The 15,347-nt window shown below is 39.8% G+C and carries 12 protein-coding genes and 5 tRNA genes; 16 read left to right on the top strand and 1 reads right to left on the bottom strand.

The genetic code is table 11. The features are described from left to right. The first annotated feature begins 65 nt into the window (after positions 1 to 65). The 10 genes from ABYD77_RS12695 (at position 66) to ihfA (ending at position 6,376) form a co-directional block, all read left to right on the top strand. Positions 66 to 139, top strand: a tRNA-Cys gene (locus ABYD77_RS12695). A 21-nt stretch (positions 140 to 160) separates the two neighbouring features. Next, positions 161 to 247 (top strand) — tRNA-Leu (locus tag ABYD77_RS12690). Between the two features lie 39 nt (positions 248 to 286). Then, positions 287 to 362, top strand: a tRNA-Gly gene (locus tag ABYD77_RS12685). A 16-nt stretch (positions 363 to 378) separates the two neighbouring features. Then, positions 379 to 452: transfer RNA gene (locus tag ABYD77_RS12680), tRNA-Cys, on the top strand. Positions 453 to 482: 30 nt separating this feature from the next. Continuing rightward, positions 483 to 569 (top strand) — tRNA-Leu (locus tag ABYD77_RS12675). Between the two features lie 105 nt (positions 570 to 674). After that, positions 675 to 1,730 carry a DUF2066 domain-containing protein gene (locus ABYD77_RS12670; RefSeq protein WP_372770417.1) on the top strand — a complete coding sequence of 352 codons (1,056 nt, stop codon included), beginning with the start codon at positions 675 to 677 and terminating at the stop codon, positions 1,728 to 1,730. Then, positions 1,730 to 2,437 carry a DnaA inactivator Hda gene (gene hda, locus ABYD77_RS12665; protein WP_372770419.1) on the top strand — a complete coding sequence of 236 codons (708 nt, stop codon included), beginning with the start codon at positions 1,730 to 1,732 and terminating at the stop codon, positions 2,435 to 2,437. Before ABYD77_RS12670 ends, hda begins: the two co-directional genes overlap by 1 nt. A 258-nt stretch (positions 2,438 to 2,695) precedes the next feature. After that, the gene (gene pheS, locus ABYD77_RS12660; protein WP_372770415.1) at positions 2,696 to 3,676 is read left to right on the top strand and encodes a phenylalanine--tRNA ligase subunit alpha; all 981 of its coding nucleotides are present in this window, start codon (positions 2,696 to 2,698) and stop codon (positions 3,674 to 3,676) included. 13 nt (positions 3,677 to 3,689) lie between these two features. Continuing rightward, complete coding sequence (gene pheT / locus ABYD77_RS12655; RefSeq protein WP_372770413.1) at positions 3,690 to 6,077, top strand: phenylalanine--tRNA ligase subunit beta; 2,388 nt, start codon at positions 3,690 to 3,692, stop codon at positions 6,075 to 6,077. A 2-nt stretch (positions 6,078 to 6,079) separates the two neighbouring features. Beyond that, on the top strand, positions 6,080 to 6,376 hold the full coding sequence (gene ihfA / locus ABYD77_RS12650; RefSeq protein WP_372770411.1) for an integration host factor subunit alpha: 297 nt from the start codon (positions 6,080 to 6,082) through the stop codon (positions 6,374 to 6,376). A 78-nt stretch (positions 6,377 to 6,454) separates the two neighbouring features. On the opposite strand, the gene ABYD77_RS12645 is transcribed toward ihfA, so the two are convergent. Further along, a complete protein-coding gene (locus ABYD77_RS12645) occupies positions 6,455 to 7,267 on the bottom strand; it encodes a DUF2989 domain-containing protein (protein ID WP_372770409.1) in 813 nt (270 codons plus the stop codon). A 226-nt stretch (positions 7,268 to 7,493) separates the two neighbouring features. On the opposite strand from ABYD77_RS12645, the gene ABYD77_RS12640 reads away from it, so the two are divergent. The 6 genes from ABYD77_RS12640 to ABYD77_RS12615 all read left to right on the top strand — a co-directional run bounded on the left by ABYD77_RS12640 (position 7,494) and on the right by ABYD77_RS12615 (position 15,256). Next, positions 7,494 to 8,939, top strand: a complete 1,446-nt coding sequence (locus tag ABYD77_RS12640) for a glyceraldehyde-3-phosphate dehydrogenase (protein ID WP_372770407.1) — start codon at positions 7,494 to 7,496, stop codon at positions 8,937 to 8,939. A 121-nt stretch (positions 8,940 to 9,060) separates the two neighbouring features. Next, positions 9,061 to 10,188, top strand: coding sequence for a M14-type cytosolic carboxypeptidase (locus ABYD77_RS12635; RefSeq protein ID WP_372770405.1), 1,128 nt, complete (start codon positions 9,061 to 9,063; stop codon positions 10,186 to 10,188). Positions 10,189 to 10,238: 50 nt separating this feature from the next. Continuing rightward, entirely contained in the window at positions 10,239 to 11,915 is a 1,677-nt protein-coding gene (locus ABYD77_RS12630) for an alanine/glycine:cation symporter family protein (protein ID WP_372770403.1), read from the top strand. A gap of 51 nt (positions 11,916 to 11,966) precedes the next feature. Continuing rightward, positions 11,967 to 12,290 carry a hypothetical protein gene (locus tag ABYD77_RS12625; protein WP_372770401.1) on the top strand — a complete coding sequence of 108 codons (324 nt, stop codon included), beginning with the start codon at positions 11,967 to 11,969 and terminating at the stop codon, positions 12,288 to 12,290. A 1-nt stretch (position 12,291) separates the two neighbouring features. Continuing rightward, entirely contained in the window at positions 12,292 to 12,573 is a 282-nt protein-coding gene (locus ABYD77_RS12620) for a YeaC family protein (protein ID WP_372770399.1), read from the top strand. Continuing rightward, positions 12,563 to 15,256: a DUF349 domain-containing protein gene (locus tag ABYD77_RS12615; protein ID WP_372770397.1), complete on the top strand. Its 2,694-nt coding sequence runs from the start codon at positions 12,563 to 12,565 to the stop codon at positions 15,254 to 15,256. The genes ABYD77_RS12620 and ABYD77_RS12615 overlap by 11 nt, the downstream gene beginning before the upstream one ends. Positions 15,257 to 15,347: the final 91 nt, after the last annotated feature.

Genomic DNA, 15,347 nt, shown 5'->3' with positions numbered 1-15,347 from the left:
CAACCTTGCCAAGGTTGAGGTCACGAGTTCGAACCTCGTTACTCGCTCCAACTTCTTTTGAAGTTGGCGGAATGGCAGAGTGGCCATGCAGCGGATTGCAAATCCGTGGACCTCGGTTCGACTCCGGGACCCGCCTCCAGATTTCAATGAATTTAGTGTCGCCCGGGTGGTGGAATTGGTAGACACAAGGGATTTAAAATCCCTCGCTGGTAACAGCGTGACGGTTCCAGTCCGTCCCCGGGCACCACTAATTATGAGTGAACGACTCATTAAAACGTTTTAGGATGCGAGTATAGCTCAGCTGGTAGAGCGCAACCTTGCCAAGGTTGAGGTCACGAGTTCGAACCTCGTTACTCGCTCCAACTTCTTTATGAAGTTGGCGGAATGGCAGAGTGGCCATGCAGCGGATTGCAAATCCGTCTACCTCGGTTCGACTCCGGGTTCCGCCTCCATTATAAATCCACATGCGCAAGCAGCCCGATGCCCGGGTGGTGGAATCGGTAGACACAAGGGATTTAAAATCCCTCGCTGGTAACAGCGTGACGGTTCAAGTCCGTCCCCGGGCACCAATTTCTGATAAAACTCCACGTTAATATCATAAGTACCTATTTTAAACGCTTTTTCATAATTTTTTTTTGCTTTGCATTGTCCGATGTTTTAGGATCAGGCACATCATGGAATACAAGTTTAACACATTGAAAAACGCACTGATTTTTACCTTATTTAGTTTACTTAGCTTTTCTTTATTAGCTGTTGAAGTGACTGATCTTTATCAATATAAAGCGGTTGTCGATAATAAAACTCAGAGCGAACAACGACGCGCAAATCGCGTTGGTTTTATTGGCGTACTTGAAAAGGTATCAGGCCAATCGATAGATAGTTCTCACCCAGCTATCAAACAAGCTTTTCAGAGTCTTTCACGTTTTGTGCTTAAGTACGAATATGAAGAGTCTCAGTATCAAACGTATTTAAAAATTCGTTATCAACCGCAGCTAATCGATAGTGTTCTGAATGAAATGGCGATCCCAATTTGGGGTAATCGTAGACCTCTTACACTTATTTGGTTAGCCATTGAAGAAAATGTTCAGCGTAGTTTGGTAACAAAAGAAGATTATCCGCAAATTTACCACTTACTCGAAACAAACAGTAATAACGCGGGTTTACCAATAGTAATGCCATTGCTTGATTTAGAAGATCGCATGAACTTAAGTGTGACTGATGTGTGGGCAAACTTTCCTCAGCAAATCTTAGCTGCTTCAAGTCGTTATGAGCCTGAAGTCATTGTTTCAGCAAGGCTTTACCAGCGTGATAATGTGTGGTTATTGGATTGGCAATTTACTAACCAAGTAAGTTATCAGATAGAGCAATTATCTGGTGATAAACTCACGATTGTAGGAGAACTTGTAGGTAGTATTTCAGAGCAGATAGCAAAACAGTACGCTATCTTGAGGCAAACAGACACATCAAATACGGTGCAGATTTCTTTTTATGGTGTTCGTGGCTTTAAACAATTAGAAGCATTAAAAACAAGGCTTCGATCACTGACCCAAGTGAGTGAGCTTGATATTCAATTTCGTAAAGGTGAACGTGTTGATTTAAAGCTTTACCTAAATACCCATGTTGATAGTTTGAAAAAAGCATTGCAATTGGACTCGCAGTTTGAAGTGATTTTTGATCCATTCAGTCAAAAGGATACTCAGCAACTTGAATATAAGTGGCTAAATCACTAATGAGTGAATACCAACAAATGGCGTTACCCGTCACACTGCCTGACGATGAAACGTTTATGAGTTTTTTTGGTGGTGAAAATTCGCATGTAGTAAAGCAGCTTGAAGTCGGTTTGACTAAGTTAGAAGGCGCAGCATTTAATTATGTGTATTTATGCGGCTTTTCAGACTCAGGTAAATCACATTTACTGTATGCCACGTGTATCCGCGCGCAAGAACTTGGCTTATCGTGTTTCTTACTTTCGTGTAAAGATTTAGCTTGGCTTGATCCCCATGTATTAGACGACTTAGAAAAACTTGATGTGATTTGTATTGATGATATTCAACAAATTGCGGGCGACCCTCTTTGGGAAAAAGCACTCTTTAACTTTTTCAATCGTTTTAATAGCGATGGCAAAATGTTAGTGGTGGCAGGGGACTTACTGCCAAATATGCTCAATATAAATTTACCAGATTTAGAATCTCGCCTTAATTGGGGTACTACGTTTCAAATTCGCTCTATGAGTGATGATGATAAAGCCGAAGCTTTAGTTAAACGCGCTAAAATGCGGGGATTAACACTTACTGAAGAAGCGACACGCTTTTTGTTGTCGCGAGTTAGTCGTGATATGCGGGCACTGCTTGATATTCTCGATAAACTCGATCACGCCTCTATCGTCGAGCAGCGCAAATTAACGATCCCATTTATCAAAACTATCCTCAATTTATAATCATTACAAAGCACCCAAAGGGTGCTTTTTGTTTTCCGAATCGATAATTCTTGTTTTGTGCTGATTTTGAGCTAAAAAATGTGTGATAACGTGCTTTTTTGCACTGTCATGCTCTAGTAAAAAGTGTTGCTTTTCGGGTATCATAATGGGCTAATTTTTATTAAAAAATGTCACGTTAATCGATAGTTAAACGTTACGAGAAATCTAACTAACAATTTTGAAAATTGAGTAGTTGGCAAAAACGAGTGAAAAGCCCTTATGAATTTAGAAGCAATCTTGGCTGAAGCCCTTGAAGCTGTTGAGAAAGCCAGTGAAATCGCTCACTTAGAAGATGTGCGCGTAAACTACCTAGGTAAAAAAGGTGAGATTACCAGCTTATTAAAAAGCTTAGGTAAAATGGACCCTGAAGAACGTAAAACTGCAGGCCAGGTAATCAACCAAGCGAAGCAGGAAGTTCAAGAAAAAATTAATGCGAAGCGTGAAGCGCTGCAAGAAAAAGCATTAGCAGAAAAACTAGCAAAAGAAACCATTGATGTAACATTACCAGGGCGTACTCAACCGACCGCTGGTTTACATCCTGTAACACGTACTATCGAACGAATTGAGAGCTTTTTTGGTGAGCTAGGTTTTGCAGTAAAATCAGGTCCTGAAGTGGAAGATGATTTCCACAATTTTGATGCGTTAAACATTCCAGAGCATCACCCAGCACGTGCTGATCACGATACGTTTTACTTCAACCCAAAATTAGTTCTGCGTACGCAAACGAGTGGCGTTCAAATTCGTACTATGGAAGCTGAGCAGCCACCGCTTCGTATTATTTCACCTGGTCGTGTATACCGTAACGATTACGACCAAACGCATACACCGATGTTCCATCAGGTGGAAGGTCTTATGGTTGATAAAAACGTAAGCTTTACTGAATTAAAAGGTATTTTACACGATTTCCTGCGCAACTTCTTTGAAGAAGATATGGAAATTCGTTTCCGTCCTTCTTACTTTCCGTTTACTGAGCCTTCAGCAGAAGTTGACGTTAAAGGTAAAAACGGTAAATGGTTAGAAGTATTAGGTTGTGGCATGGTTCACCCAAATGTACTTCGCTCAGTTGGCATTGACCCAGAAGAATACACAGGTTTTGCATTTGGTATGGGTGTTGAGCGTCTAACTATGTTGCGTTATGGCGTAAATGACTTACGTGCATTTTTCGAAAACGATTTAAAATTCCTAAACCAATTCAAGTAAGAGTGAAGTAACAATGAAATTTAGTGAAAAGTGGCTAAGAGAATGGGTTAACCCTGCAATTGATACTGACGCACTTTCTGAGCAACTGTCGATGGCAGGCCTTGAAGTTGATGGTTTAGATGCTGTTGCTGGTAATTTTTCAGGCGTAGTGATTGGTCAAGTGGTTGAATGTGGCCAACACCCAGATGCAGACAAATTACGTGTAACAAAAGTTGATGTTGGCGAAGACGAACTACTCGATATCGTATGTGGTGCTGCAAACTGTCGCCAAGGTTTAAAAGTAGCGGTTGCTAAAGTTGGCGCGGTATTACCGGGCGATTTTAAAATTAAGAAAGCAAAATTACGCGGTCAACCTTCTCACGGCATGTTATGTGCATTTGAAGAGTTAGGCATGGCTGATAGCTCTGATGGTATTTTAGAATTACCTGAAGATGCAGTAATTGGCACTGACATTCGTGAATACTTTCGTTTAGATGATGTCACCATTGATGTTGATTTAACGGCAAACCGCAGTGACTGCCTTGGCATTAAAGGCCTTGCGCGTGAAGTTGGTGTTCTGAATAACCTTGATGTTACCAATGTTGAAATTACACCAGTTACACCAACCATCGATGACAAAATTGACATCGAATTGGTAAATCCTGAGTCATGTCCACGTTACTTAGGCCGTGTAATCAAAGGTATTAACTTAAATGCTGAATCACCACTTTGGATGGTTGAAAAACTTCGTCGCAGTGGTATTCGTTCAATTGACCCTGTGGTTGATGTGACTAACTATGTGTTACTTGAGCTTGGTCACCCAATGCATGCATTTGATTTAAATGCAATTGAAGGTGGCATTAAAGTTCGAAACGCAAATCCTGGTGAAGAACTTGTTTTACTTGATGGCAATACAGCAAAGTTAAAAGAAAGCACATTATTAATTGCTGATCACCAAAAAGCGCTTGCGATGGCTGGTATCTTTGGTGGTGAAAAATCAGGTGTTACTGAAACAACACAGGATATTTTATTAGAAAGTGCATTCTTTAGCCCTTTAGCAATTGCTGGCCAAGCGCGTAGCTATGGCTTACATACGGATGCATCGCATCGTTATGAGCGCGGTGTTGATTATAAACTTCAGCATGACGCTATGGAGCGTGCAACGCAATTGCTACTTGATATTGTGGGTGGTGAAGCAGGACCGGTTGTTGAAGCTGTATCTGAATCGCATTTACCAAAAGCTAAATCAGTGTCATTACGCCGTGCCCGTTTAGACCGTGTAATTGGTTATCACATTGATGATACCACAGTTACAAATATTCTTACGCGTCTTGGTCTTACCGTTAGTTTCGACAATGATATTTGGCAAGCAGATGTACCTAGTTATCGTTTTGATATTTCAATTGAAGAAGATTTAATTGAAGAAGTGGCGCGTGTATTTGGTTACAACAATATTCCAAATGTTGCGCCTACAGCAAAACTTGCTATGACTCAACATCAAGAAGCAATTTTACCTTTAAAGCGTTTCCGCAATGAATTAGTGAGTCGCGGTTACCAAGAGGCGATTACCTATAGTTTTGTTGATCCTAAAGTACAAAACTTATTACACCCAAGTGCAGATGCGTTGGTATTACCACACCCAATTTCAATTGAAATGTCGGCAATGCGTGTAAGTTTATTACCTGGTTTATTATCGTCACTGGTATATAACCAAAACCGTCAGCAGTCGCGCATTCGTTTGTTTGAATCAGGCTTAAAATTTGTTAAAAATGATGCTGCAGAAAATGGTGTTGAGCAAACGCAAATTATCGGCGGTGTGATTTACGGTAATACACATAACGAACATTGGGGTGTTCAATCACAGACTGTTGACTTCTTTGATATCAAAGGAGATGTTGAAGCATTACTCAGTTTAACCTGTGATATGACAAATATTTCATTTGTTGCAGAGCAAAATGAGGGCTTACATCCAGGCCAATCAGCATCAATTTTAAGAAATGGTAAAAAAATTGGTTACTTAGGCTGTATTCACCCAGAAATACAGTCTAAACTAAATATTAACAATCAAGTTTTTGCCTTTGAAATCGAGCTGTTAGGTATAGAAAGCCGCATATTACCTGAAGCGGTTGAAGTTTCTAAGTTCCCATCAAACCGACGTGATATTGCGATTGTTGTTAAAGATTCGGTTAATGCTGGTGATATTTTAGAGTCAATAAAAAAAGTTGGCGGAAATCAACTAGTTGACCTAAACTTATTCGACGTGTATAAGGGCAAAGGAGTTGAGGCTGATCACAAGAGCTTAGCGATTGCATTAACATTACAAAATGCAGAGCGAACCCTTGAAGAGAAAGACATTAACTCAATTGTAGACTTAGTGGTGGCCGAATTGGCTGAACAATTTAACGCATCGTTGAGGGACTAGATATGGCGCTTACAAAAGCCGACATAGCTGAACACCTGTTTGTCAAACTGGGTATTAACAAAAAAGACGCTAAAGACTTAGTTGAAAGCTTTTTTGAAGAAATTCGTGCAGCACTTGAGAGTGGTGAGCAAATTAAGCTTTCTGGCTTTGGTAATTTTGATCTTAGAGATAAAAAACAGCGTCCTGGACGCAATCCTAAAACGGGTGAAGATATTCCAATTTCTGCGCGCAGAGTTGTAACTTTCCGCCCAGGTCAAAAACTGAAAACTCGCGTAGAAGTCGGCACAAGCAAAGACTAACCTTACGTGTATAGCCAATTCGAAAAAGCCTGCTCAAGCAGGCTTTTTTATTTGGTTTTTAATTTAACCCTGTAAAAACTATCTCGGTGAAGTAAACTTACCATCCTCAATACTACTCATTGTATTGCTAGCAAGGCTGGCAAGCTCACTTAATGATTTACCTTGATTAGTAAGCTCGTATTCTAGGGGCGCTAAATCAATGTTTTCTACACCAGCTTCTTGTGCAATCAAAGCCCAAATATAAGACAGTTTATATTCATTCATTTGATAAAAAATATTAGTGAGTGAGGTATAAATCTCAGGTTTAACACTATGACCTGCCGGATTGAGTTCGAGCGCACGGTAGAGTTTATCAATAGCTAAGTCACTGTTAAATTTAATGTAGTAGGTTGCAAGTTTATATTGAAACTCAGATGTTTCTAACTCACGCTTCTCATCCATTGCGATAAGTAATTGAATCGCATTCTCATCGCCCTTTCTTGACCAGTGGTAAAACAGTAAGTGGGGATGTTGTGAATTACGTGTTTCTTTAGATAATCGGTTTATTTCTTTAAGCGCTGTTAAATGGCCTTTAACACGCGAAGTGGTCTTCTCTTTCAACTTTATGTGTTCGATACTCGCTGCGAGCTCTACACATTTTGCGTATTCATGAAATGCTGTTAGTAATTTATACTTAGTTGTATCGTCAGGTGTTTTTGATTCTGCGTAACGGCCTAAAATTACCTCTGCGCGCTGTGTGTTACAGTGACTGTCGGTATTAAGATCAGCGCAAAACTGATCATTTTCATCACAAATTTCACGAATACTTTTGGCGTTATCGCAACCAATTAAAAAAGTAAGTAAGCATAGAGCTGTAAGATTTTTTAACACAATAAAAAAAATATTATCCATTAGATTGATTAAGCTTAGCGAATCATTCTATTAAATGTAATAGTTGTTAGGTTATAAAATAAATAAATTTGTTTTAGCGCAAAGACATAATTGGGACAGGGCGAAAGTCTCATGCTGAAATGGTGGAAAAATTAATACATTTAAATTAGAATGCACGCGTCTAAGGCACTTCTCACAATTAACGCTTTAGGCTATCCGTTCAAAATTTTACGTTTAGGTAGACAAAATGACCTCATCTCACGAGCAAGATTATCTGAATAGCTGGCAGGAACGCCAAGACTTCGCTGAAAGCATGCAACCAATTATTGGTAAACTTTACCGTAACCGTGGCATCGAAATCGCCATCTACGGTCGTCCATTAATTAATGCAAGCACAATTGATGTTATCAAAGCGCATAAAACTGTTGCGCAATTCGAAGACAGCAAATTACGCCTGCGTGAAAGCTTCCCGTTTTTAGAAGCTATCGACAAGATGGAACTGACATCAGCACGTATCGATTTAGGTAAACTAGCTTATGCTTATATCTATAAAAATGCGGGTGAAGGTCGTTCAATCGAAGAATACCTAGCAGCAGAACTAGCTGAAATCCACAATAAAGAAGACAAAATTGAACCGCGCGACGTAGTACTTTACGGTTTTGGTCGTATCGGTCGTTTATTAGCACGTCTTCTAATCGAGAAAAGTGGTCCTCACACAGATTTACGTTTACGTGCTATCGTTGTACGTGGCGGTAAAAAAGGTGACCTTGAAAAGCGTGCAAGCTTATTACGCCGCGATTCAATTCATGGTCCTTTCAATGGTTCAATCACTGTTGATACTGAGCGTAATGCAATCAAAGCAAACGGTAGCTACATTCAAGTTATCTATGCTAACTCGCCAAGCGAAGTTGATTACACGCAATACGGCATCGAAAATGCACTTGTTGTTGATAACACAGGTATTTGGAAAGATGAAGATGGCCTTGGTCAGCATTTAGCGGCTAAAGGTGCTTCTAAAGTGCTTCTTACAGCACCTGCAAAAGGCAATATCAAAAACGTAGTTTACGGTGTAAACAACAAAGATATCCTTTCTGAAGATACAATTATCTCTGCAGCTAGCTGTACAACAAATGCAATTACGCCAACCCTTAAAGCATTAAATGATAAGTTCGGCATTAAGAATGGTCACGTTGAAACTGTTCACTCTTACACTAATGACCAGAACTTAATCGATAACTACCACAGTGCTGAGCGCCGTGGTCGTGCTGCGGCACTTAATATGGTTATTACGTCAACGGGTGCAGCTAAAGCGGTATCTAAAGCACTACCAGAGCTTGAAGGTAAGCTAACAGGTAACGCAATTCGCGTACCTACACCAAATGTGTCGATGGCGATTCTTAACCTTAACCTTGAAACAGCAACAACTGTTGAAGAGTTAAACGAGTTCTTACGTGAAACTGCGCTTTATTCAGATTTACGTGACCAAATCGATTACACAGCATCTACTGAAATCGTATCAACTGATTTAGTTGGTAGTCGTTATGCAGGTGTTGTTGATTCGCAAGCAACAATCGTAGATGGTGACCGTGTTGTACTTTATGTTTGGTACGATAACGAATTCGGTTACAGCTGTCAGGTTGTTCGCTGTATGCAAGATATGGCTGAAGTAAAGCACCCAAGCTTACCTCGCTAATATTTTTTTGATTAAAAGCCGGCCAATGTGCCGGCTTTTTTATTCATTTACTCGCATATTGTTTCAGCCAACCAGTTATTTTGGTAGGCTTAAAGTTATTGTGCGTTAGGGAACACAGTTAATGAGAATTACAAGTCAATTTGATAGCGGTAATATCGAGGTATTAAGCCTTGAAAATCGCGAAGATATTCAATTAAAAATTAAAAACGATAACCAATCTGAATTTTTCCAGTGGTTTCACTTCAAGCTTGAATCACAAATCGATTTATTACATCGACTAACTATCGTCGATTTAGATAAATCTGCGTACCCAGAAGGTTGGGTTGATTACCAAGCTGTGGCATCTTATGACCGCCAAACATGGTTCCGTGTACCTACACGATTTGAAAATAATCAATTGATTATTGAATTCACGCCAGAGTGTGAGCAAGTGTATTTTGCTTATTTCGCACCTTATAGTTATGAGCGCCACCAAGATTTACTTTCTTGGGCGCAAACACATGAAAGCTGCACAATTGAAACGCTTGGTGAAACAATTGATGGCCGTGATATTAGTGTATTACAAATTGGCGAACCTGCTGATGACAAAAAAGTAATTTGGATGATTGCTCGCCAGCATCCAGGTGAAACAATGGCCGAATGGTTTATTGAAGGTGTACTTCACAAGCTATTAGATGATGAAGATGCACATGCCGCTGCATTATTAAATAAAGCCGTTTTCTATATTGTGCCAAACATGAACCCAGACGGCAGTGTTCGTGGTCACTTGCGTACCAATGCGGCAGGTGTAAACCTTAATCGCGAATGGCAAACGCCATCAATTGAGAAAAGCCCTGAAGTTTATTACGTGCGTGAGAAAATGTTCGCAACAGGCGTTGATATGTGCCTAGATGTGCATGGTGATGAAGCAATTCCGTATAACTTTTTTGCTGGTAGTGAAGGTATTCCTCGTTACGATGCACGTTTAAAAGATCTAGAAGACAGCTTTAAAGCGGCAATGTTTGTAACGACACCTGAGTTCCAAGATGAATTCGGCTACCCGAAAGATGAACCGGGACAAGCAAACTTAACGGTTGGTTCTAGCTGGGTAGGCCAGGAATTCAATTGTTTATCTTACACAATTGAAATGCCATTTAAAGATAATAACGGCTTACCAGATGTTGATTATGGTTGGTCAGATCGCCGTTCGTATTCATTTGGACAAGACACGCTTGCTGCAATTGTGAGTGTGGTAGATAAATTACGATAATAAAAATAGGGGAGCGCAGCTCCCCAAAGTAATAATAAGAGGAACAAGTTGTGGAAGCATTTGGCAATTTTTTAGATATGCTAGATGGTATGTTAGGGAGTGCCTTTTGGTTCCCATACGTACTGCTTGGTGTAGGTCTATTTTTCACCATTTATTTAAAATTTCCTCAGGTACTGTACTTCAAACATGCCTGGAAAATAGTAAGTGGTAAATACGATAAAAAAGAACATGAAGGTGATACAACGCACTTTCAAGCGCTTGCAACAGCACTTTCAGGTACTGTCGGTACAGGTAACATCGGTGGTGTAGCTCTTGCGATTTCAATAGGTGGTCCTGCTGCGCTTTTCTGGATGTGGATGACCGCGTTCTTTGGTATGACAACCAAGTTTGTAGAAGTAACTCTTTCTCACAAATACCGTGTTAAAACTGAAGATGGCACCATGGCCGGTGGTCCAATGTACTACATGGATCGTCGTCTTAATATGAAGTGGCTTGCTGTATTATTTGCTATTGCGACAGTAATTAGTTCGTTCGGTACAGGTTCACTGCCACAAATCAACAACATTGCACAGGGTATGGAAGCGAGTTTCGGCCTTGAGCCAATGCTAACAGGTGGTGTTTTAGCAATTTTACTTGCACTTGTTATTTTAGGTGGCATTAAGCGTATCGCCGCAATCACGTCACGTGTAGTACCATTTATGGCGGCTGTTTACATTATTGGTGCGTTTGGCGTTATCTTCTATAACATTGAAAATATTGGCCCTGCATTTGCGTCTGTATTTACTAATGCGTTTACGGGCTCTGCAGCAGCAGGTGGCTTTATTGGTGCATCATTTGCTTACGCATTTAATCGTGGTGTAAACCGTGGTTTATTCTCAAACGAAGCTGGTCAAGGTTCTGCACCAATTGCACACGCATCTGCTAAAGCTGACGAACCGGTTTCAGAAGGTATGGTGTCAATTCTTGAGCCGTTCATTGATACAATCATTATTTGTACACTTACAGGTTTAGTGATTTTGTCATCAGGTGCCTGGACTGAAAAGTTTGATACACGCTTTGAGCGCACCAGTATGGAATTCATTGATGGTAACTACCACGAGCGTGTTGAAGCGCAGCGTAATGAGTTATATGCCTACCTGAATGAGCAACAATCTAGTATTAAACCATTTAGCGGTAAATTGAATGTAATTGAAGGTAAAGCGGTAAATCAAAACTTTACGGTAATTCATAATCGTTCAGTTGGTGAAGAAATTCGTTTTCTTTTAGATGGCGACCATCTTCATACTGGTACAGTAGTGATTGAAAAAGGAAACGTCGTTGATAAAAGCATTGTTGTTCGCGGTAAGTCACTTGTTCACTCTGCTGAACTAACAACACTCGCGTTTCAACGTGGTTACTTTGGTGAAAATGGTCAATACATTGTATCGATTGGCCTATTACTATTTGCGTTCTCTACAGCGATTGCTTGGTCATATTACGGTGACCGTGCAATGACTTACCTACTAGGTTCGCGCTCAGTTATGCCGTATCGTGTATTTTATGTTGCGGCGTTCTTCTGGGCATCGTTTGCAGATACAACGCTCGTTTGGAAACTTGCAGCAGTGGCAATTGTTGTAATGACCTTACCTAACTTATTCGGCATTATGTTGCTTCGTAAAGAAATGAAGCAAGAAGTTGATGATTATTGGGTGAAGTTTAAAAAAGACAACAGCCAAGAAAAAGAGTAAACTAGAAGGCGCCGAAAGGCGCCTTTTTTAGTTAGCTTTAGGGAGCAGTAAATGGCGAGGATAAGTTGTCCAGCGTGTAGTAAACCAATCTCTGATAAACACAAAGTATGTCCACATTGTGACACTTCAGTTGCAGGACTCGATGAGCATGAAAGAGAAAAGCTTGCTTATCGTCGATATATCAAACGTAAACAAGGGTTGCTAAACCATTCTTTTGTTGCACTGATTATTTTCCTTGGTGGTTTTTTATACCTTTACTCCCGTGAGCCCGGGCCTGAGAGCCTAGAACAAATGACAACTTACGGTGCCATTGCCGCAGGTTTTATCTGGTACATCATTAACCGCATTCGGATAATTTTATTGAAAAAGTCGTAACATGAATATCGAACAATTAGTTAACTCCCTTACTCCTGAAGTATTTGCACGCTTAGAATATGGCGCATCGACAGGTAAATGGCCTGACGGTACGCCTTTAAGCGACGCACAAAAAGAACAAACAGTACAGTTAGTGATGCTTTACCAAGCTAAGGTTGCCAAAAGCAACGAGCAATTTACTATCGGCGAAGATGGTCAAATGGTTCAAAAATCAAAAGCACAATTAAAGAAAGAATTTAGTCCACAAAATGAGATCGCAAGGTTCGCGCAAGATGATATTTAGTAGTTTATTCACGCCGAAATGGAAAAGTAAGAAAGTAGCCGAACGTTTAGTTGCGGTCAGTAAACTTGATTTGAATAAATCAAAAGAAAATGCGATTTTGAATCAGCTCGCGCAATCTGATGACAATGAAAAAGTACGCATTGCAGCATTAAAGCGCATCAATGATATTTCGCTGTGGTGGAAAACATACAAACAAACAACGAGCCAGTCACTGCAAAATAGCGCAGAAAAAGAGATATTTAATCAGCTAGCGCAGCATAAACCCAATGAGGATGAGTTAAACATTCTTATTAAACGTTGTGACAAACCGCAGCAGCTAGAATCGTTATTGCCGTTAATAACCGACTTTGATAAAAAAGTAGCATTGTTAAAACGTATTGGTAATAAAGCGCTTATTTCAGATTTTTTTATTTCAGCCACTGAATCACAGCAACCTCTTTTAGTGCCGCTTATGCAAAGCGTACAGCTAGATAAAGCGATTGTTAAACATGCAAAACCTGCACTGGCAAAACAGCTTAAAGAAGAGGCTGAAAAACAACAACGTGAAGCGTTAAAACCACAACAAGTTAATCAGGCTGTAACGCTTGTTTTGGCAAAACTTAATGCACTCAGAGATAAGTTTGATTACATCAAATGCGCTGACGAGTTAACTGTGTTATCAACAGAGTGGCAAAATCTAGAGCTAGAATATCTTGCAGACAAAGAGCAAGTTGAAGAAAAGCACCAAGTCATTTTGGCAAAAGTTGAGGTGCATTTAGCAGCATTAAAAGTAAAGTTTGATGAACTGAAAGCGCAAGAAAACCAAAAAGCACAAATTGAAAACGCTAAAAACAATGCTTTGGCATTGAATAAAGAAGCCGATGGCGCACTGAATACTTTATTAAGTGACCCAACTCCTGAAAATCTGGCGTCTCTTAATGCTGTGATTGCGAAAATGCAGACAGAGCTTGCGAGTCTAAAGCAGTTAAGCTTGCCTACGGCGGATTTCCAAAAACAGTTATTGGCTATTGAAGGGCAGTGTGAAGAAGTAAAAGCGGTGATTGATTTACTGCCAGCTATCGCTTCACACGTAAATAAAGCAAAATCTCTTACCATTGCAACAGATCTGCAAACGCTTGATGCTGCAAACGCTGAAAAAGACGAGTGGCTTAATGCATGTAATGAAATGATTAAGTCGCTACCAAAGCCATTAACGCGTAATTATCTAAATCAATTACGCAGCCATGACAAAGTTTGGTACTCAGCACACAAAGCCTTATTTAATGAGGTTAAGTTATTACAAGCGGGTATTTCTAAACAATTAAAAGACATTAAACGTTTAATTGAAGCAGGACGCTTCAAAGTGTGTTTTGGTATTTTCAAAGGTGTGCAAACTTCGTTTAGTGAACTGCCAACATCAGCACAGCAGCGCCTTGAAGCTGACTACCAATATGTTGAGCAAGAGCTTACTAAAGTAAATGAATGGCAAAGAGAAATTAGTTTACCAAAACGTCATGAGCTTATAGCTGAGGTAAATGAAAAAATTGCTGAACAATCAGATAATATTGAAGAGTTGAGCACGTGGATTAAAATTGCACGTAAGCGTTGGAACGAGCTTGGTTATGTTGCAACCGACGAAGAAAAAGCACTGGATGAGCAATTTAATTTGCAATTAGAAGTCGCGTTTACACCTTGTCGTGAACATTATGCTGCTCTTGAAGCGGTGCGCGAAGAAAATGTGGCAAAACGTCAGATGCTGATAAATGAGTATCAAGCACTATTAAGCGCTTTACCAAATATCAACCTGAAAGATATTGAAAAACAATATAAGAAGTTAAAGCAAGACTGGCGTGATGCGGGTGAAGTTGATAACAAACGCTACAAGCAGTTATTAGCGAGTTTAAAACCAATTGATAATCAGATCTTTGCATTTATTAAAGAAAGCCACAGTAACAATGCATCATTAAAAACCCAGTTGGTTAAAGATGCAGAAGCCTGTTTAAACAATGACAATATTGATGATGTGATTAACCAACTGAAAGCGCTTCAAACGCGCTGGAAAGAAATTGGTTTTGCGGGTAAAAATCATGAGAATCAACTTTGGAATGCGTTTCGTGAGATTAATGATAAAGCATTTTCATTACGCGACACTCAGAAAAAAGCTGAGCGTGAGCAGCAAGACTCACAGCTTGTTGCATTTCAAAATCGTTATACAGAGATAAGCAATGCAGCTGTTCATAATGATTTTACTTCACTGCAAACTGCCATAACACAATTGAAATCATTAAAAGCAGAGTTGTTTGATGTTTCGTTACATAAAACAAATGTAGCTAAAGATATCAACGAACTGATTTTGCAATATCAAAACCATCTTGAAATACTAGAAAAAGCAAAATCCCAAGAGAAAATAATTTCTTTATTTGCTGCGCTAGAGCAAGGTGATTTACCAAGTGAATGGCAGCAAAAAGAAGTGAGTGATCTTTCAAGGCATCAATTAACTATTCGTTTAGAGCTTTTAAACGAATTAGAGTCGCCTGAAGCCGATACCGCACTTCGTCTGACTGAACAAGTAACCTTATTACAAGAAAAGGTAAACGGTAGCTTGCATGATAATGAATCATTATTAAATGCGTGGCTAAGTCATGGCGAACTTGATGAGGCATCACTTAAACTGCTAGCTAGAATAAAGCCTGCATTTATTTAAATTTTGCTGAGTTTATATAAAAATAAATAAGCCACGTTTTGTGGCTTTATTTTTTTAACTCAGCACGCTCCATTCGAAGCTGGCTTAGCTT

This window comes from Pseudoalteromonas sp. (assembly GCF_041629635.1).
Lineage (GTDB): Bacteria > Pseudomonadota > Gammaproteobacteria > Enterobacterales > Alteromonadaceae > Pseudoalteromonas.
The sequence above is the reverse complement of the archived record's forward strand: the minus strand, read 5'-3'. Positions and strand labels throughout refer to the sequence as shown.